This window comes from Spirosoma sp. KNUC1025, assembly GCF_045160025.1.
Lineage (GTDB): Bacteria > Bacteroidota > Bacteroidia > Cytophagales > Spirosomataceae > Spirosoma.
This window is the reverse complement of record NZ_CP087139.1, coordinates 5,706,973-5,726,983: the sequence shown is the minus strand read 5'-3', so window position 1 is coordinate 5,726,983 and position 20,011 is coordinate 5,706,973. Positions and strand designations below refer to the sequence as shown.

Below are 20,011 nucleotides of genomic sequence, written 5' to 3'. Positions count from 1 at the left end.
GAAAAAACAAAAAATGCCCCCGATCTTTCGAACGAGGGCATTTTTACAGATATCAGGGAAATCTTTAAAATCAAAAAAATCCCGCCGGGCCGCCGGAGCGGTCTAGATTACATCATGCCGCCCATGCCACCTGGATGACCATGGCCACCGCCACCGGCTGGAGCTTCTTCTGGCTCATCAGCGATTACACATTCGGTTGTCAGCAACAGACCAGCGATAGACGCTGCGTTCTCCAGAGCCAGACGCGTAACTTTCTTAGGATCGATGACACCGGCTGCAAACAGATCTTCGAACGTATCGTTCTTCGCGTTGTAGCCGAAACCACCCTGACCATCTTTCACCTTGTTAACGATTACTGAACCTTCGCCACCGGCGTTGGCAACAATCGTACGGAGCGGAGATTCGAGGGCAACACGGATGATGTTAACACCGGTTTTTTCGTCTTCGTTGATCGCATTGATAGCGTCCAGAGCCGAGATAGCGCGGATCAGCGCAATACCACCACCGGTTACGATACCTTCTTCAACGGCAGCGCGGGTAGCGTGCAGCGCATCGTCAACACGGTCTTTCTTTTCTTTCATTTCTACTTCGGTAGCTGCACCGATGTAAAGGATAGCTACCCCACCCGACAACTTGGCCAGACGTTCCTGCAATTTCTCGCGGTCGTAATCTGAGGTCGTGTTTTCGATCTGGGCTTTGATCTGATTCACGCGGCCCGTGATATCATCTTTATGACCAACACCATTAACAATAGTTGTATTGTCTTTGTCGATCAGGATTTTTTCAGCCTGACCCAGGTAATCGATCGTTGCGTTTTCAAGTTTGAAGCCGCGCTCTTCGCTGATAACCTGACCACCTGTCAGGATAGCGATGTCTTCCAGCATGGCTTTCCGGCGATCACCGAAACCAGGCGCTTTTACAGCGGCTACTTTCAGGGCACCACGGATTTTGTTAACTACTAACGTAGCCAGTGCTTCGCCATCAACGTCTTCAGCGATGATCAGCAGCGGACGGCCTGTTTGAGCGACCTGCTCCAGAACCGGCAGCAATTCTTTCATTGACGAAACTTTCTTCTCCGAAATCAGGATGAACGGACGCTCCAGTTCAACTTCCATTTTCTCGGTGTTCGTCACGAAATAAGGCGACAGGTAACCCCGGTCGAACTGCATCCCTTCTACGGTTTTAACTTCCGTTTCGGTTCCGCGCGCTTCTTCAACCGTGATAACACCTTCTTTACCTACTTTCTTCATGGCTTCGGCAATCATCTTACCGATTTCTTCATCGTGGTTAGCTGAAATGGTAGCTACCTGCTCGATTTTGCCAAAATCGTCACCGATTGTCTGAGCCTGCTCGGAAAGATTTTTTACAACGGCCAAAACAGCTTTCTCAATACCACGCTTCAGGTCCATTGGGTTAGCACCAGCCGCTACGTTCTTTGCACCAATCGAGTAGATCGCCTGGGCTAATACCGTAGCTGTTGTTGTACCGTCACCAGCTGAATCAGCGGTTTTCGAAGCGACTTCTTTTACTAACTGAGCGCCCATGTTTTCCATGGCGTCCTTCAGTTCAATTTCTTTGGCAACCGTTACACCATCTTTGGTGATAGTTGGCGAGCCGAATTTTTTATCTAGAATTACGTTCCGGCCTTTAGGTCCGAGAGTTACTTTCACCGCGTCGGCCAGGGTGTCAACACCCTTCTTAATGCGCTCGCGAGCTTCTGTGTCAAAAAATATTTTCTTAGCCATTGTTGGTTAATGATGACCGGGTCGCCGGTGCGATTATGAATGATTAATTATGAATGAACGGGATGAATGAGAATTGCGATCCTTAGGAAACCAATTTATCATTCATCATTTATCACTCATCATTAAATTACAGGATTGCGAAAATGTCCGATTCGCGCATGATGAGGTACTCTTTGCCATCAACGGTGATTTCTGTACCAGCATATTTGCCATACAGTACCGTATCGCCCACCTGAACCGTCAGCGGCTCATCTTTCTTGCCTGCGCCAACGGCAACGACCGTACCACGCTGGGGTTTTTCCTTCGCCGTATCGGGAATGATGATCCCGAACGAGGTTTTCTCTTCTGCCGGTGCGGCTTCTACCAACACCCGGTCGGCCAGCGGTTTCACGTTCACTTTAACGCTTTCCGTTTCTGCTACCATGATAATGAGTTGATTAAGGTTTTTAAACTATGAGTGTATTATTTACACGACGTTGGCAAATCGCCAATTTTTGTGCCAATCCCGTTAAACTGTCAAATTTTCAGGATTTAGACTGACACACTGCCACTGGGAAATTTGGTTATTTTTAATTCGGTAGATTGTACATTTCTGCTAACAGAATTTGGTAGTTTGCTGACTAATGATTAATTTGACTTAATCATACGCTGCTAAAATGGATTTTTCCGGTTTATGAAAAAATTACAATCTGACTGGTTTGTGCAAAATTGGCTTGATGCTGAGTATCAGAAATATGTCGTGATGGCATACTTACAGGCTGTTCAGCAGAATTTCACAGAATCCAAACTTTGCCCTGACTTACCTGAATTAAAGGATCATTACGATACCGGTATTCGTTTTTCGAGGGGCAAAGGTACGTTAAATGCGGCTTTTCCCAAGCGAATTAGTCGAGTAAGTGGGCCTCCCCCCGAATTGAGTATAAATCTGAGGTAGCGGACCCAAGCTTTATGGCCGAAATGGATGCTATTATGGAGTTTGCCCTGCCTCGTTTTCAGGCTATGCTGGTAGAAGGACAGCAACGCTGGGCTGAAATTGCCAGTTCACTGACACTAGCACCCGTTGGTTTGCTGCCATTACGTCCGGAAGAAGGGTATTTACTGATTCACGCTACGAACCAGACCGAAACGCAGGTGTATTACTTCTGCATTACATTGTATTCAGAGCAGGAACCCGGCGGCCGACTGGTTCAGCTTCGGCTGGTCGATATTGTTCGAAAGAGTCTGGTCAATACGTTCGAAAACATTAAACTCGACCTGATTCGTCGCAACCGTCAGTTACCCAACCCCGCAACGTATACACTGGTGAGTCGACGCGCCTATCCCGTTCAGGAAACGCTGCTACCCATTGCCCGTCAACTGCTAGCGCGGGCTACGGCTTAGCTGACAAACAGAAAAGCCACTCCTGTTTGGGAATGGCTTTCGAAACACCGCTGTTAGCGATCAATTATTTTTGTGGCGTCAAGGCTGAAGTCGATGCACCCGGTGTAGCTGCGCCCGGAGCTGCCTGACTTGGCGCTGCACCATTAGCTGCCTTAGGAGCAGGAGTTGGGGCAGCTGCACCCGGCAGCGTTTGGGTCTGCGCCCGTTCGACGTTAGCACTGTTGATGCCTCCGGTCTGATTGCGGTCTACAACGATATAGGAAGCCAGCGATAAAACCATTACGGCGATGCCAAGACCCCAGGTAATCTGTTCGAGTAAATCGGTGGTTTTCTTAACCCCCATCAATTGATTGGAGCCCAGGCCGCCAAATTCACCAGCCAATCCACCGCCTTTTGAGTTCTGAATGAGAACAATCAGAATCAGCAAAACCGTGACAATACAAATAAGAACAATAATTGCCGTAATCATGAAATCTGTTACCACCGGGACGCCGGTGCGTTTATCAAGTTCAGTTGTCAGTGAAAAAGGAATTATTACTTAGTTGAACCACCCTTTAATTCACTGATTTTTGCCGCAAAGTACGCCTTTTTTTCGGGATTTTTCACCATCAACTGGGTATAGATTTCAACAGCTTTATCTACTTTACCCTGTTTGGCCAGAATTTTAGCGAAACTTTCCGTTACGAAACCACTGCCAACGGGTTTGATCCGTTTGGTCAGATCTTCCTGTTCGACAGGTTCGTCGGGTTTGGCTCTTATAGGAGAAATGCGGGGCTCGTTTTTAATAAAACTTTCGATCAGATCAATCTGCCGCTTCCGCTCGATGTCGGCGGGCGATAAAGCGGGGGGAGCGGGTGCCGTCTCCGCTATTTGAGCAAGGTCATTTTGCAGACTGGTTTCCCGTAGCGTCGGGTCTTCGGGCGTTGGTACGTTCCCGGCAAGTTCGGATTGCGAAGAAGCCACGTCATCAGTAGCCCCGTCATTCTGGTCAATGTCTCCAGTCCATTGCAGAAGCGATAGCTTGGGAAATCCATTGCTAAACCCTGCTTTGGATTTAAAAAGGGCATAACTTTCCTGCTGGTAATCGTCGGGAATAGAAACATGCTTTGCCGACAATTCATTGAGCTTTGTTAGCAGATTTTCCGACCATTGAAACTCATTGTCGATCAGTTTGCGCAGGGCATTCCGGCTCAGCGCATGAGCGGCTGCCTGCCGAACGTACGGGATGGTCTGGCTACGTTGATGAACAGATGCTGCTTTTGCCATCAGCGTGTGCAGCGCCGGGCAATACGGGTAAACGGTCACGCTTTCCTGCAATTGGACAAGATCTGTAGGAGTAAGATCCTCAGGATGAGTGACCCAGTAAGAGAAGGTTTCTTTGTCGAGAGCAAGCATGGTTCGAAAGTAATGATGAATGATGAATGATGAGTGATAAATGCTAAAAAAACTTATTACAATTCATCATTCATCATTCATCATTCATATTACCAGTCGGCGGCCGTTTTATTGAAAATGTCCAGTACAATCTGATCCAGAATTTTGGGGACCAATCGGCTTTCGTTCTGGCTAAGCGTTTGATTTTGTGGAAAATCCTGATAGAAAGAAAAGGACTGTTCGAAGTTCTTGCTCTCGTCTTTATTATTGTAAAACCGCGCCAGTACGGTGATTTGCAGACGGTTTACCCCTGCCTGATCCTGTGCCGTCGGTGCCACGGCGAGCAGGTCATAGCCTGTAATGTTTCCTTCCAACACGATATCTCCATTGGCCGGAACGACTTTCAGGTTCGTATAGCGTTGGTAATACTCCTTCAGTTTTTCATTAAACGTCAAAGGCAGGTTGGCCGGGCCGCCAGCGGTTGCCAGTACGAAGTTATTAACCGTTACGGTCTTTATATCTGGTGATAAGGTCGTTCCCGTAAAGGAATAAACCCCGCAGGACTGAATTAAGAATGATGAATTAAGAATGATAAATGATAAAATAAAGTGCAATCTCTTGCTATTCATCATTCTTAATTCATCATTCATCATTAAAAACTTACTCTTCATCAATCTCATACTGTTTGATTTTTCGGTATAACGTCCGTTCGGAGATACCGAGTGCCTGAGCTGCATATTTCCGTTTATTATTATTCCGTCGCAGGGCTTTCAGAATCATCTCTTTCTCCTGCCGCTCAAGCGAAAGGGAGTCATCTTCTTCCGTTTCGTGGGTCACATCTTCCACTTCCGTTACGTCGTTGATATCACCATCAACATCGTCGAAGATTTGCACAGGTGGATGCCCACCATACGTTTCAGAAGGGGGCGGGGTTTCTGGCCGGACGGCCCCGTTGGTGGCAGGCAAAAAGCGCGTTACACCAACGTCTGCCGATGGACGGGACTCATTTTCAGGCGTTATTGAATCAAACAGATCTTTGTGATTATGCAGTATCTGACGGCCATCCTGTTCATTACCCAGCACATCGCGAACCAGTTTTTTCAGATCGTTGACATCCCGGCGCATATCGAACAGCACTTTATAGAGCAGCTCACGCTCCGAAAAGTTCTCGGCACTTCCATTCGCTTGTGGAAACAACGCCAGCGAACGATTCGGCTGCTGTGCCTGTGGCAGATATCTAGTCAGTGTGGCTGCATCAATCGGCTTATTCTGCTCCGATTCGAGGATAGAAATCTGCTCGGCAATATTTTTCAGCTGCCGAATATTTCCCGGAAACGGAAAGCTCATCAGCAACTGCTTGGCATCTTCCGTCAACTGAAGCGGTTTGATTCGGTAGCGTTCGGCGAAGTCGGTTGTGAATTTACGGAACAGCAGTTCGATGTCAGTGCCCCGCTCGCGGAGGGGAGGAACGAAAATGGGCACTGTATTTAGCCGGTAGTATAAATCTTCCCGGAACTTGCCTTTCTCAACAGCGTCCATCAGGTTCACGTTCGTGGCGGCTACCACGCGTACATCGGTCTTCTGCGTTTTGGATGAACCGACCCGAATAAATTCGCCATTTTCCAATACCCGTAACAACCGGGCTTGTGTACCGAGGGGCATTTCGCCGATTTCATCCAGGAAAATTGTTCCGCCATTCGTTGTCTCGAAATACCCTTTACGTGAATCAACGGCGCCCGTAAAGGAGCCTTTCTCGTGGCCAAACAATTCAGAATCAATGGTGCCTTCTGGAATGGCTCCGCAGTTGATGGCGATGAACTGTCCATGCTTACGGGCACTCAGGCTATGAATAATTTTGGAAAATGATTCTTTCCCGCTACCGCTTTCGCCTGTAATCAGCACGGTCAAATCAGTCGCGGCAACCTGCATCGCTACGTTTATGGCGTAGTTCAGCGCAGGCGCATTACCGATGATCCCGAAACGCTGTTTGACAGACTGTATTTCTTGATTGTTCATATCTGTTGCTAATCGGTCATAAGTCATTGGTAGATAGCCAATGACTTATGACCAATGACTATATTACTTCTCCCCGCAACGTGGCTGATGTACATTCGGTAACCAATACGTTCACGTACTGACCTTTCTGGTATTCTCCTTTCGGGAAAACGACCATTTTGTTCTGGTCATTCCGACCGCACAGGAAGTCTTCCGACCGTTTGGAAGTGCCTTCGATGAGTACCCGCTGCACTTGTCCGATGTGGCGCTGATTCCGCTCGGCGGAGTGTTCCAGCTGCTTCGCGATGATCTCGTTCAACCGCCGTTTCTTTACGTCTTCCGGAATGTCATCGGCGTATTTCTTGGCCGCCAGCGTACCCGGACGTTCCGAGTAAGCAAACATGTAGGCGTAGTCGTACCGCACGAAGTCCATCAACGACAGCGACTCCTGATGTTCTTCTTCGGTTTCGGTGCAAAAGCCAGAAATCATGTCGGTCGATATGCCGCAGTCGTTGCCCAGAATCCGGCGAATGCTTCTGATTTTGTCCATGTACCAGGGGCGGTCGTACGTCCGGTTCATCAGCTTTAGCACCCGGCTGTTGCCGCTCTGGGCGGGCAGGTGGATGTAGTTGCAGATGTTGTCGTAACGAGCCATAGTATGCAGCACATCATCCGTAATGTCTTTGGGGTGTGATGTCGAGAAACGTACGCGCAGATCGGGGTGAATCTGCGCCACCATTTCAAGGAGACCAGCAAAGTCTAATGATGAATTAGTTTGATCAGATTGCTGTGCATCATTCATCATTCTTAATTCATCATTCCATTTGTAGGAGTCCACGTTCTGGCCGAGCAGCGTTACCTCGCGGTAGCCCCGGTCGAAGAGATCCTGAGCCTCACGAACGATACTGTGTGGGTCACGGCTCCGTTCGCGGCCACGTGTGAATGGCACCACGCAGAAACTGCACATATTATCGCAACCGCGCATGATCGAAATAAAAGCCGTCACGCCATTGGAATTCAGGCGGATAGGCGAAATGTCGGCGTAGGTTTCCTCGCGCGACAAAAATACGTTGACCGCTTTCTGCCCTGATTCGGCTTCTTCAACAAGCTTGGGAATATCGCGATAGGCATCAGGGCCTGCTACGATGTCAACGACTTTTTCTTCTTCCAGCAACTTTGTTTTCAGGCGTTCGGCCATGCAGCCGAGCATACCTACCAATAGTTCCGGTTTCTGACGTTTCAGGCCAGTAAGGTGCTTGAGTCGATTGCGAACTTTTTGCTCGGCGTTGTCGCGGATGGCGCAGGTATTCAGAAAAATAAGGTCAGCATCTTCGGCCGATGAAGTTGTGGCAAAACCCGCGTTACGCATCACAGCCGCAACAATCTCGCTATCGGCGAAATTCATCTGACAGCCGTAGCTTTCGATATAAAGTCGTTTCTTACCCACCGCCAGTTCCTCTTCAGAGGTATGGGGTAAATCGATTTGTTCTTTATCGGCAGGTTGTAGAATCGTCAGTTCGGGGATGAGCGTCATAATAATCAATGAGTTAGCTAGTTAACCGGTCGATTCGTTGAACAACTGTCATCTTCTGACCGACTGATTAACTGAACAACTGGAAAACTGAGGTGCAAAATTACAAAGAAAGCCTTGAAAAAGCTGTCATTTTGGCAGATAATAGGCGTTAAATTCTCTTAAGAGAAGAAAGCTCTCTCTTAGAAAGGATAACCGATACCGAAATTGATCACGAGTGGATTGGGGCCTTTGGAGAGTTTGCTGAGCGAGAACTCGGGTAGAATGAAACGGTTGTTTACTAAGCCCTTTTCGCTATCAACGTATTTTCGGACCGGGTCCCAAACTTTAATACCGCCGTCGAATCGAATTACAAAAAAGGAGAAGTCAAACCGTAGCCCAACGCCGGTTCCCACCGCAATCTGCGGGATAAAGGTATCAAATTGAAAAACCGACCCCGGCCGACTGGAATTGTTACTCAATCGCCAGACGTTACCTGCATCGATAAAAAGAGCACCGTTTACGTCGGCGCCAAGATGAAACAAGCGACCCCGTAGCTCAGCAGAAGCTTCAAAAAGTATGTTGCCGGGTTGCTCAAATAAATATACGAATTGGCCGGTGGATGTTTGTGCCGGTTTGTCGGGATGTCCGGCTTCCGACGGGAAGGCAGCTCCTGGCCCCAGGCGTCTGGGCAGCCAGGCCCTTACGCTGTTACTACCGCCAGCAAAAAAGAATTTTTCGTAGGGAACCTGATTATTAGGGCCGTAGCCGAATACCATTCCTGTATTCACGCGAAAAGCCAATGTTGCCCGATTTCGAACCGGCATGTAATATCGGTAGTCGATATTGGTTCGTATGAATTTATAAAGCTGTAAGCCTATTCCTCCATTTTCCTGACTCCACGCATCAACTTTTTGATTTGAAAACAGATTGAGGGTCGTTCCACCCGACTCGAATACAGTGCGCAGGAAATTGGCGCGACGGTTTTGGCCGGGAATATTCGTGTTATGAGTGTACGCAAAGCTGAAACTTGAACTTAACGAGCGCCGGAAAAAATTTAAATAAACCGTACTCCCCTGTGCAGTTAACGAATCAAGCTGTACTTTGAACGCATCACTGATAACTCTGTTGGTACCATCGCCCGCATTAATCAGGTTAATATCTGCGATAAAAAAACTGAATTGTTTGTAAGACGTCGTTTGCCAATTGTACGCCATTGTTGCTCGTAATAACGATCGCTGAAAATCAGGGCGAAACGTATTATTGAAACTCAGGCTGACCTGGGTACGAGGTGCGTAGCGATTGAAACGGAAGCGGATGCCCCCCGGAAATAAAATTTGTGGGAAGATAAGTGAACTACTGATACCTAGTTCCTGGGACGTATAAACTGACTGGTCGGGCTTGGATGGATCAGGCACAAATCCCGTTTGTGCTTCAAGGCCAAAGCGGACTGAAGTCTCGAAGGTTTCAAGACCTCCAAACATGTTGCGCACCCGAAAAATCAAGCTACCGAACCCTCCTGGATACCCCTGACCCTGATAAAGCAGACCGGTTACTCCGCCTTCGGCAGTGGCCTCATATTTGTCTAATGGAGTGGCAGTAATCAGTGTGTGCAGCCGTCGGTTCGTGGTGTCGATGAAGTTGATGTTGACAAACTTGAACTGATTCAGCAGAAAGAGCTGCCGTTGCGTATCGCGGTAGTTGGTCTGACTGTAGAGCTGATTCGGCCGGAACAGGATTTTTGAATTCAAGAGCCGTAGGGAGATGTCACGCTCCCCCAGCAAATAGGAAATTCCGTTACGTCTGAGTGTATCGTGATCGGCAATGGTGCCCGCTGCCGGCGCGCCATTCGGGGTGGCCTCGCTGGAGCTGATGTGCATTTCTACGGCGCCAATGTGGTAAATCGGATGGGCTGATTGACCCGGAGGATTCGCAATCTGCAGGGCAATATCAACGCTACGTCGGGTAGAGTCGCCCGGTTCAAGCCCCTGAAAGAACCGGCGGTCGTGCCCCCGGCGAATCGTATCGACATCGGTTGCCCGAATGTATTGCCGCGAAAAGGCGTAATAGCCCTGGTCACGTAACAACGACTCGATTCGAAGCCGTTCGCCCGACATATTATCGAAATCAAACCGGTCGCCTACGTGAAGGCGCGACTGATCGAACGATTGCCGGACAATGGAATCAACCCGCGGATCGGCAATCTGGTACGTGATATTCCGCAGATAAAAACCTGCATTTTCTTTAATCAGGTAATTGACCCGTATCTGACGGCGACGTAATGTATCGAGCGTGTAACGCGTCTGGGCGTTGAAAAAGCCCTTGTCCGACAGGTACTTCTGCATTTTAATCGCATTCGCTTTGGCATTGGCCTCAACAAAATAGGAGGGCGGTTCGCCCAGGCTTCGCATGAGCCAGTTGCCTTCTTCCGCTTTCTGGCGCAGGCGCTTCAACTGGCGGCTATAGCGCCGGTTCAGCGCTTTAAGCGCCTTCGGGTCATTGGCCAGTTGCTGACTTTGCTGCTCAAATTCGTTAGTTTTGTCCTGCAGATTCTTTAAGGCGGCTTCCCGATTATACCGACGTAAACCCAGTTGATAAAACCAGAGCGGAGGAGTGATGGGCAAGCCCAGCACCCGGCGATTCGGCTTTTGGGGAATCAGGCTTTCGAGGGCTTCGCTGGAAATCGTGCGATTCCCACGTATCGTTTGGGAGGTCAGTAAGTACTCTTTCGAGCTTAAACAGCCGGAGAGCAGAAAAATTAACGTACAATGAATGATGAAGAATGAACAATGAGGAGGGCCATTTTTTTGCCCAACAGTACCTCTTATCCAGTTTACATTATTCATTCTAAAGAACATGCTTTCCAAAAATCAACTTAAATATATTCAGTCGCTGCATCAGAAAAAATACCGGCATCAGCATGGCGCTTTTCTCGTAGAAGGAGCCAAGAGCGTGCAGGAAGTTTTGCAATCGAATTTCCAGACGGAGCTGGTCGTGGCCACTGAAGCGTTCTACAAAGAAAACGCTCACCTCACAGACCGCCAACGAATACCTGTCGAAATTGCGTCGGTCGCTGATCTCGAACGAGCCGGTACGCTCGAAAGTAACAATGCCGCGCTGGCTATTGTCAGAACGAAGGAAAACGGGCCACTATTGGCCGAACCCGACGAGATTGCGCTAATTTTAGACGATATCCGCGATCCGGGAAATCTGGGTACGATTCTCCGCATTGCTGACTGGTACGGTGTTCGTAAAATTCTATGCTCCGAAACCACCGCCGATGTCTATAATCCGAAAGTTATTTCGGCTAGCAAAGGCTCATTTACCCGCGTAAATTGGTGGTATGGAGACGTAACTAACGTACTTAGCCAGTCGGGCGGGCAGTTAGCGGTGTACGGTGCTTTCCTGGACGGGGCCGATGTACATACGCAGCCATTTGCGAAGTCGGGATATCTGGTCATGGGCAACGAATCGAATGGTATTCGCCCGGAGGTGGCCCAATACGTAACACAGCGCGTAACCATTCCGCGCTACGGCGACGCCGAATCGTTGAACGTAGGTATTGCTACGGCTATATTGTTAGATAATATCCGACGCGCTAACAGCGGCCAATAGTCAAACCCAATTGGCAATTTCTTCAGAATACCTTAGTAAGTGTTTGGGTGAGGGCTAGTACGTAAAACCTACTTAGGGCAAAACCGATTTTTGGGAAATTCGCCACCAACGTTTTCAGCTTTATTGTAAAAATACCTGGGTCGGAGGGGTAGAGTATTTGCTGCATTCACGTAACAAGCATTCCACTGGACTTGTAAGCAATTGATACTCAATTTATCTATTTAAGAGAATACGACAAATATATTTGATTTCAATTTGTATATATTTACATGTAAATAATACTATAAAAAATACTTTTATTATAAATTGATCTTGTAATAACGATTACTTGCTATTGTCACTAAATTCATGTAAACCATTTCTTTGTATGAAGACTAATCAACTGCGGAGCCTGGCCGCTATAGGCGTGCTGTGGTTGGTGTTGGGTGCGGGCTGTAAGAAAGACCCGCCTGAGCCGGATTCTATTTTTCCATTGGCCTGCAATGATGGCACTTGTTGCATGAGTGGGGGTTCTCGAAGGTATTACTATGTGGCCGATTTGGATAGTGTCGAAACGAACCTACTCGGAAGTTATTACGGGCAAGCAATAGGTGTATATTTTAAAGAACCCCAACCCAAAAAATTCAACACATCTTTCCCCGTTACTAACCTTAAGTCTTATGTACAAATGATTCAGATCTGCGAGTTAAGTTTTGACAAAACAGTAGGGTTAAAGGTTATTCCTCCGGGAATTATCGCTGATACAGCATCAACCTATCAATATCGAGTCTGGGGAAAACTCTATAATGACCCTGACTTTGCTACTTTCGATGCTACGCCTGTCTATTACCTGCACATTGACCGCATTAAAGCAAACCAGTAGCTCATTCACCTAACCACTACACCACCATGAAGTCATCTACCTTCTTTTGTTTTCTTTTAATTAATATAATCATATGTGACATAAATACTTCTTATGGTCAGAAGTATAGCCCCAAATACCTTCGGGAGAAGACAAAAGCCCTGCTGGCTCTGACTAGCAAAGCTACTGAGAATGGCTGGCTGGAGTTCCGTCAGGACAAAGACACCGAAGCCATCAATCCTGACGAGTTCTTCACGCGCTTTAGGGCCAATCTGGGTCTGGGCGAAGGCTACCATCTCAAGCAGACCCGGGATGAAACCGATTTTCGGGAAATGCGCCACCAGCGTTTTCAGCTTTATTATAAAAATATCCGGGTCGAGGGGGTAGAGTATTCACTGCACTCGCGCAACAAGCGACTCCAAACGGCACACGGACGCATAGTCGAAGATTTGTTACTGGATGTAAGCAAGCCTATGTTCGAACGAAAAGCGTTGGAGATCGCCTTAACCGACCAGAAACTGACACTGGATGATCTGAAAGGGAAAGACTTGCCGAAAGGTGAATTGCTGATCGTTAGGCTTGGCGAAGAGGTCATCAGTCAGAACTTCAAACTCTGTTATGCCTTCGATATACTGGTTGATGGCATAACGAAGCGGAGCGCATTGGGAACCCCAACGAATTTATGTGGATGCCACTACAGGACAGGTTGTTCAGAGAGCCGCGCTCACCAGCCGTTGTTTTAGCCCTATCCATACTACGAAACCAGCTCTAGTACCGCTTCGCCCAATTGAGCATACGCATAGTCCTTCAGGAGTAGCTAACCCGTTAACCGTATCGACCTTCACTCCCTTTGGTATCAATAATAACCGGTATTTTGGTGCACAAGGGGTAGGTACTTTTGAAACCGAACCCATTTCGACCTCCCTGGGCGCACGGTATCGGCTATCCTTACCCAATAATACCGATCTGATTGTTCGGGATGCCAACAATGTAACCACCTCACCAACACATCCAACTTATACATCTCTTTGGGAGGTTAGTTCTGAAATTCTGAATCTAACGCCAGCATGGGGCGCTACTAATCAAGTTGGTACCATGGCCCACTGGCTCACCCAACGGGTTTATCCGTTCTACCTACAGGTTGATGGAGGGCAGCAGGGCATTGATAAAAATGGTAAGTATCCGCATGTATTAGTGAATGTGAACGATTCTAATGCAGGCTGGGATAACATTAGTACAATGGGTTTTGGTCACGCCAGTACTATAAGCTGGTTAACGGCCGACATACTGGGTCATGAATATACCCATGCCATAACCCAGTACAACAGTTATTTGGGTACTAAAGAATATTACAACCGGGAACCGGGTGCTTTGAACGAAGCGGTTTCTGATATTTTCGGCACCGCTTTTGAGCGATATTTATTCCCTGATCCCAATCAAACAAACCCCTCAAACTGGAACTGGACAGTGGGTGAAGATGGACAGGGAGTTTTGCCCAGACGAAGTATGGCCAGACCTGAAGACTTCGGCCAGCCCAGCGTTTATGGAACTACAGATCCTAACTGGTTTCCGACTGCCACAGCGACTTCCTGTCCTGCCATTAATGACTGGTGTGGTGTTCATACTAACAGCGGAGTCATGAACAAGTGGTTTCATACCTTATGTACGGGTGAGTTTCCGGCGGGCACACACGCCATGAACAGCATTAGCTTCGATGACGCTATCAAAATTGTCTACCGGGCAGTGCGTTGTCATACACAGAGTACGTCCAACTATGCCGACATGCGCGATGCGACCAGTGCCGCTGCCCGCGAACTCTATGGGGCTTGCTCCCCTCAGCAACGGGCCGTTATTGAAGCGTGGCGGCTTGGTGGCTTACCCTCAGCCAACCGATGTGATCCGAGTTGTGATTTCGATGCCGGACTAACCACTACTACCTATGTAGGCTGTAACCAGGCCATCACGCTGAACGCGAGTTGCAATAGCCCAAATGGATGGTCGTGTGGGGGAGTGAACTATTCAATCACAGGGCCAAATATTCTGTATAATTCGGGGGGCTCCAGCATCAGTTCCATTACTCCATCGGTGGCGGGCAATTATCAATATACGGTAACACTCAATAAGCCAGGCTGCTATTCACCCATCAGTAGCCTGATGGTAGGTGTGCATTGCAGTGGCGCTACCTGCGATTTCAGCAATGGCCCTCGGTATGTGGGTACCTGGGCGGGCTTAATTGTACAGATTCGTCAGATTTCGGGCAAAAATGTGCTGGTGACTACCTTGCCAACGGCACCACCCGATAAATACTATCCCCGTGGCGATAATTTCTGGGGTAATTTCACGCTTGATCCGGGTGCGACTGGTTTGCAAAGCTGCCTCAATGCAGGGAGTACAGCATGGGGTGGATTGAGTCTGCCGAGTGGTTTAACACCGCCTACAGGCTATTATCAGGGCGCAGAGCAAGATGGAGCCGTTTTCTTTGCCCAGAATGGCACAAACCCAGTTAATCCCTGCGATGTTAGTCCGCGTCATGTGGGTACCTGGAACGGCTTAAACGTTGAAATTCGGACATTCCCTAATAGCTTCCATGCATTGGTTACGGCCATACCGGGTTCCTCAAATGATAAATATTATGTTCGAGGTAACAACTTTTGGGATAACTTCACCAAAGACGCCGGGGCCGACCAATACCGCTCTTGCCTCAACGTGGGTGATACAGACTGGTGGGGATTGACAAAACCCAGCAATGTCAGTCCACCACCAGGTTATCAGCAGGGAACCTCGGCTGATGGTGCTATTTATTTTTCGACCAATGGTCTTCGAGTGGGTGCCACTGAGCCTACAGCCGAATCGGTATCCTTGGTGCAGGTTCGTCCTAATCCGGCTCAGGATGAGGTTGTCGTCACGTTTTTCCTGAAGGAAGCAGGCGATGTGCCGGTTAGGTTGCTGGATTTGCAGGGTCGCGTTCAGCAAAAGCAGGTGTATAAGAGTGTAGCTGGTCGGAACGAACAAGTTTTAAATATTTCGTCGTTGGCAACTGGGATATATGCACTGGAGGTTATACTTGAACAACAGCGCATAATTCAGAAACTGATAAAAGAGTAAGAATTCCATTCAGTGAAATTTCTATAAATACAAAGACCTGCTCGGATTGGAGCAGGTCTTTGTATTTATAATCCAGTGTGTTTATTATGCACAATGAACGACTTTCGTTATGTATCGATTACCGGGTCTGCTTTTCGTGATATGCGCTGTGGCGGCCTTTCTGCCTCAGGCGTCTCCACCCGATGGTAAGCGGGTTTATCAGCAATTTTTGGCCGATAAACATCAGTTTCATCAACAGGTACAGAAACTGACAGAATATACGCTTAACAATGCGCCAGCTGATTCGCTCCAGCTATCGTTCAAGCGCTGTCGTCAGGATTACAAACGTATCGAGTGGCTGGTCGAGTATTTTCAGCCGTTTCTGGCAACCCATGTCAATGGCCCGCCGGTGGTGGAAGTGGAAGTCGATGAACCGGGTCAGAAATTGAATCCGCCTACGGGCTTACAGGTCATAGAACCTTATTTATTTCCAGCCTATGATGCGACGAAGAAGGCTAGCCTCATCCGCGAACTCAACGTATTGCTGTCCTATTCGGAGCGGCTGGAGCGGGGTATTCCCGAAGATCAGCTGACGGATACAGCTATTCTGGCAGCCATGCGGCAGGAACTGTTCCGGCTGTTGACCTGGGGCATAACCGGGTACGACGCCCCCGAAACACAAACGGGCTTAGCGGAAGCGGCCGTTACGTTACGTTCGCTTCAGGAAAACTTTCGGCCATATACCGAGAAACTTACCGGACCAAGAGCTACGCAGCTTAAACACTGTTGGGCAGAGGCCATTAATACGCTTGAACAGGCGTCGGACTTTAGCCGCTTTGACCGGGTTTCGTTTATTCGTCAGCAACTGTACCCGCTTTGCCGACAGCTACAGCAGGTACGCGAAACGTTGGGGATTCCGGCTCCGGCCAATCGACGGTTTTTGTCGCCCTCGGTGGCCACCCTGTCAGATTCCGGCGCTTTTCGGCCTAACTACCTGATTAACTTCGGCATGTTTGCCAGTACGCCCAGCAAAGTGGCTTTGGGCAGAACCTTGTTTTTTGATCCGCTTCTGTCGGGAAATAACGAACGGAGTTGCGCTTCCTGCCATCAGCCTGAACGGGCCTTTACGGATGAGCGCGTGAAAAGTCGGGCTTTCCGCGGTCGAAAGTCCGTGATACGTAACGCGCCTACCCTGATCAATGCTGGCTTACAGAATGCACAATTTTACGATTTGCGGGTGTCATTTCTTGAAGATCAGGCGCACGACGTACTGAGTAACGCCCACGAAATGCACACCTCGCCTGATGAGGTAGTACAGAAACTGTCGGGGAGTGATACGTACAAAAAGTGGTTTGCTGAGGCTTTTCCGACCGGCTTAAGCGCGTCCAATATCCGAAATGCACTGGCTTCGTATATTCGTAGCCTGACCAGCCTGAAGGCTCGTTCTGATCGATATCTGCGGGGCGAAAACGTAGCGTTATCGGCTGATGAGAAACTAGGCTTCAATCTGTTTCTGGGAAAGGCTCGCTGTGCTACCTGCCATTTCTTTCCGATTTATAATGGGTTTGTTCCTCCGCATTATGAGAAAGTAGAGAGCGAAATTATTGGCGTACCGCGTCGGCGTAAAATTCGGAACGCCCGGCTCGATGATGACCCTGGCCGGTTTAATGCCCATAAAAAAGAACTACATCGGTTTTCGTTTAAAACACCGACGGTACGTAACGTTGCTCTGACGGCGCCGTATATGCACAACGGTGCGTACAAAACACTGGATCAGGTTGTGGATTTTTATGATCGGGGCGGGGGACGTGGAATCGGCGTTCATCTCGAAGGGCAGACCCTGTCCGAAAAAAAACTCAACCTGACAACGGTCGAAAAGAAAGCACTGGTGGCGTTTATGCACTCCTTAACCGATACCGTCGGACTGAACCAGCGGCCAGCTCATTTACCCGCTATCGAGGGAAACCCAGCTCTAAGTAATCGAAAAATCGGAGGCAATTACTGATTGGCCATTAGTGGTTGGTCATTGGTCACGGGTTACTGGTCATTAGTCGTTTTTGCTGACGACCAATGACCAATGACTTTACATAAACGAACTCATCGCCGATTCGTTTGCCAGTTCTTCAGCGTGTTCTTTGCCTAGATAGCGGTCGATAAAGTAATGCGCTACGTAGAGCAGCGGAGTGAGCACAACGGCCGATGTAGCTTTGTAGATGTAGTTGATAATACCCACAGCCAGTACCTGCGTAAGCGACCAGTTGCCGAAAATGTAGAAGGCAATGCCCAGCACAACGAAGCTATCGACCAACTGCGACACCAACGTAGAGCCCGTGGCCCGGAGCCATATTTTTCGACTGCCCGTAATTTTGCGGAGTGAATGAAAGACATAAACGTCAAGAATCTGTCCAATCAGAAAGGCCGTCAATGACCCAATGATAATGCCCAGCCCTTGCCGGAAAATCATCTGAAACGCGTTGTTAATGTTGATCGGATTACCGGCTCCGTCTTTTGCATTTACATCGAGCCAGAACTGGGCGGGTGGCAGGTTCGTAACGGCGTAAATAATCAGGAAACTATAGCCAACAAAACCAGCCGTCAGGAAGGAGATACGGCGAACACCCGCTTTGCCGAAATACTCGTTGATAATATCGGACGTAATGAATACGAACGGCCAGATGACAGCGCCTGCTGTGAGATTGAAATCGAGGACAAAATCGCCGAATAGATGGATTTGAGCGGGTTTCGTTCCAAGCAGCGTCTCGGCCGAAAAGATTTTAACCCCGATAATTTCGGCCACGAGCGCATTGGTCAGAAACACGGCACTCAGGAAGATGTATAGATTGGTACGTTTATTCGTGAATGAAGCGGAAGGCATAGAGTCAGTCGTTAGGCATCGGTCAGTAGCGGCAAGTTACGTTACGAACAACTAATTTTTTCGCTTATACACATCCGTTACAGATGTTTTCTCATACTGAGCAGCTATTGCCGGAGCCCGTTGAAACAATTTCTGAACCACGTTTTCCCGGTCTACGATGTAATCCGGAGGGTCTTGCCGAAAGTGATCAAACACATTAATGACAGATTCGTAATTATCCAGATTCTTGAGGTCATACTTCGCCAGATCCCAATTCAGATAAGGCGTTGCCAGCCGGTTCTGCCGATAGGCACTCAAGTCTTCGCCAATAATGAGTACACGACGGTCGCGGATGTCGGCTGGGAGGGGCGACGAACGTACCTGTAAACTGCTCAGACGACCCAGCTCTGCACCGGGAATGAGGCCTACAGCTCCCTGGTAAAACAGCAGCAGCATCAGGATAAACGCAATTGAAAAACTGGTTTCGGCCAGCCAGACTTTTCGTATATTCTCGAAATAGTAGAAGGTAAAATAAGCCATTGGCGGCACAAAACTTAAGAACGCCATGGGTGCCATAAAGGGCATCAGCCCGATGGTTAAAACAGCTATCACAAACCAGATCATCATGATTTGCTGCACACGCTGCTGAAAATTAACGTAACGACCCGCCCGATTGAACAGACTCAGGAACCCCAGAACACCCAAGCCCAGCGGAATCAGCAGCGACGCAAACAGCGACTGGAAATCAGAAAGCGAATACTGCCGGACCCGGAATACCGATGCCAGCAGGTTTCGGTTGAAATCATCGAAGCTGTCGTTCAGGTAGTAGAACAGCACCGTAGCGGCAATTGGGAAAAGAAAGCCAAATACAGACAGGGAGTACTGCCGGAACGTAGCGCCCGTATAAAAAAGCAGGGATACAATGGCCCAGAGGATGAATAAAGCCGAAGGCAGGTAGAATAATCCGGCTATGCCAATGTAAAATCCCACTTCAAACACTTCGTCGGTCGCGCCCCGGCGATCCATCTGCCGAATGAGCGTTCCGAACGCAAGAAGCAGCCAGCTTGTCGACATCAGTACAGGCGAAAGCGTCAGGCAGTCGAACGAAAGGTGCATGAACAGCATATAAATCAACCCCGGCCAGAACGAGCGGTCTGGATACACGTCGCGAATGTTTGTCAGCCGATTGAAATAAACGATCTGAAAAACAGACACGAGCGTAGCCGCACCATGTAGCGCTACGGGCGAACGGCCAAACACACTGTCGATTCCCCAGTACACCAACGCCGAAAGCGGACTCACGCTATCCCAGATGTCGCGATAAAGCAGGTTCCCCTGACTGATCCGCTCGCCGACGATCATCCAGTTCAGCTCTGGAATCAGCAGCGGAAACGAATGCAGCAACAGCGGCAGCCGGATCAGGATCAGCAGCCCCAGTAAGCTGACGTATTGATAGGGAAAATATGATTGAAAGAAACGTAGCAAAATGATTAGTTCGTCATTGGTCATTGAGTCATTGGTCATTGGTTGATTAGTCAGTAGTCATGTTTGCTGATGACTAGTAACCAATGACCAATGACAGCGAAGCCAAGGACTATTCTCGGTAAAATTAC

The 20,011-nt window shown here is 48.6% G+C and carries 16 protein-coding genes; 6 read left to right on the top strand and 10 right to left on the bottom strand.

What is annotated here, in order from left to right:
• Positions 1-107 precede the first annotated feature (107 nt).
• Together groL and groES are read right to left on the bottom strand one after the other, a co-directional pair.
• A complete protein-coding gene (gene groL / locus LN737_RS25040) occupies positions 108-1,745 on the bottom strand; it encodes a chaperonin GroEL (protein ID WP_405513067.1) in 1,638 nt (545 codons plus the stop codon).
• 127 nt (positions 1,746-1,872) lie between these two features.
• A complete protein-coding gene (gene groES / locus LN737_RS25035) occupies positions 1,873-2,169 on the bottom strand; it encodes a co-chaperone GroES (RefSeq protein ID WP_012925587.1) in 297 nt (98 codons plus the stop codon).
• Between the two features lie 524 nt (positions 2,170-2,693).
• Between groES and LN737_RS25030 the strand changes: the two genes are divergently transcribed.
• Positions 2,694-3,125, top strand: a complete 432-nt coding sequence (locus tag LN737_RS25030) for a hypothetical protein (protein ID WP_405513064.1) — start codon at positions 2,694-2,696, stop codon at positions 3,123-3,125.
• Between the two features lie 64 nt (positions 3,126-3,189).
• Here LN737_RS25030 and secG read toward each other — a convergent pair whose 3' ends face one another.
• From secG to LN737_RS25000, 6 genes are all read right to left on the bottom strand, one after another.
• Positions 3,190-3,594, bottom strand: a complete 405-nt coding sequence (gene secG / locus LN737_RS25025) for a preprotein translocase subunit SecG (RefSeq protein WP_405513062.1) — start codon at positions 3,592-3,594, stop codon at positions 3,190-3,192.
• A gap of 65 nt (positions 3,595-3,659) precedes the next feature.
• The gene (locus tag LN737_RS25020) at positions 3,660-4,520 is read right to left on the bottom strand and encodes a hypothetical protein (RefSeq protein ID WP_405513060.1); all 861 of its coding nucleotides are present in this window, start codon (positions 4,518-4,520) and stop codon (positions 3,660-3,662) included.
• Positions 4,521-4,609: 89 nt separating this feature from the next.
• The gene (gene lptE / locus LN737_RS25015) at positions 4,610-5,170 is read right to left on the bottom strand and encodes an LPS assembly lipoprotein LptE (RefSeq protein ID WP_405513058.1); all 561 of its coding nucleotides are present in this window, start codon (positions 5,168-5,170) and stop codon (positions 4,610-4,612) included.
• On the bottom strand, positions 5,160-6,515 hold the full coding sequence (locus LN737_RS25010) for a sigma-54-dependent Fis family transcriptional regulator (RefSeq protein ID WP_405513056.1): 1,356 nt from the start codon (positions 6,513-6,515) through the stop codon (positions 5,160-5,162). The genes lptE and LN737_RS25010 overlap by 11 nt, the downstream gene beginning before the upstream one ends.
• A 58-nt stretch (positions 6,516-6,573) precedes the next feature.
• Complete coding sequence (gene miaB, locus LN737_RS25005) at positions 6,574-8,028, bottom strand: tRNA (N6-isopentenyl adenosine(37)-C2)-methylthiotransferase MiaB (RefSeq protein WP_405513054.1); 1,455 nt, start codon at positions 8,026-8,028, stop codon at positions 6,574-6,576.
• Between the two features lie 179 nt (positions 8,029-8,207).
• On the bottom strand, positions 8,208-10,850 hold the full coding sequence (locus LN737_RS25000; protein ID WP_405513052.1) for a BamA/TamA family outer membrane protein: 2,643 nt from the start codon (positions 10,848-10,850) through the stop codon (positions 8,208-8,210).
• Between the two features lie 10 nt (positions 10,851-10,860).
• Between LN737_RS25000 and LN737_RS24995 the strand changes: the two genes are divergently transcribed.
• The 5 genes from LN737_RS24995 to LN737_RS24975 all read left to right on the top strand — a co-directional run bounded on the left by LN737_RS24995 (position 10,861) and on the right by LN737_RS24975 (position 17,549).
• Entirely contained in the window at positions 10,861-11,619 is a 759-nt protein-coding gene (locus tag LN737_RS24995; RefSeq protein WP_405513050.1) for an RNA methyltransferase, read from the top strand.
• Positions 11,620-11,986: 367 nt separating this feature from the next.
• Complete coding sequence (locus tag LN737_RS24990; RefSeq protein WP_405513048.1) at positions 11,987-12,481, top strand: hypothetical protein; 495 nt, start codon at positions 11,987-11,989, stop codon at positions 12,479-12,481.
• 26 nt (positions 12,482-12,507) lie between these two features.
• The gene (locus LN737_RS24985; RefSeq protein ID WP_405513046.1) at positions 12,508-13,203 is read left to right on the top strand and encodes a hypothetical protein; all 696 of its coding nucleotides are present in this window, start codon (positions 12,508-12,510) and stop codon (positions 13,201-13,203) included.
• Entirely contained in the window at positions 13,145-15,565 is a 2,421-nt protein-coding gene (locus tag LN737_RS24980) for a M4 family metallopeptidase (protein WP_405513044.1), read from the top strand. Before LN737_RS24985 ends, LN737_RS24980 begins: the two co-directional genes overlap by 59 nt.
• A gap of 109 nt (positions 15,566-15,674) precedes the next feature.
• Entirely contained in the window at positions 15,675-17,549 is a 1,875-nt protein-coding gene (locus LN737_RS24975) for a cytochrome-c peroxidase (protein ID WP_405513042.1), read from the top strand.
• A 78-nt stretch (positions 17,550-17,627) separates the two neighbouring features.
• On the opposite strand, the gene LN737_RS24970 is transcribed toward LN737_RS24975, so the two are convergent.
• Together LN737_RS24970 and LN737_RS24965 are read right to left on the bottom strand one after the other, a co-directional pair.
• Complete coding sequence (locus LN737_RS24970) at positions 17,628-18,419, bottom strand: queuosine precursor transporter (protein WP_405513040.1); 792 nt, start codon at positions 18,417-18,419, stop codon at positions 17,628-17,630.
• Between the two features lie 51 nt (positions 18,420-18,470).
• Positions 18,471-19,883: a hypothetical protein gene (locus tag LN737_RS24965; RefSeq protein WP_405520513.1), complete on the bottom strand. Its 1,413-nt coding sequence runs from the start codon at positions 19,881-19,883 to the stop codon at positions 18,471-18,473.
• Positions 19,884-20,011 lie beyond the last annotated feature (128 nt).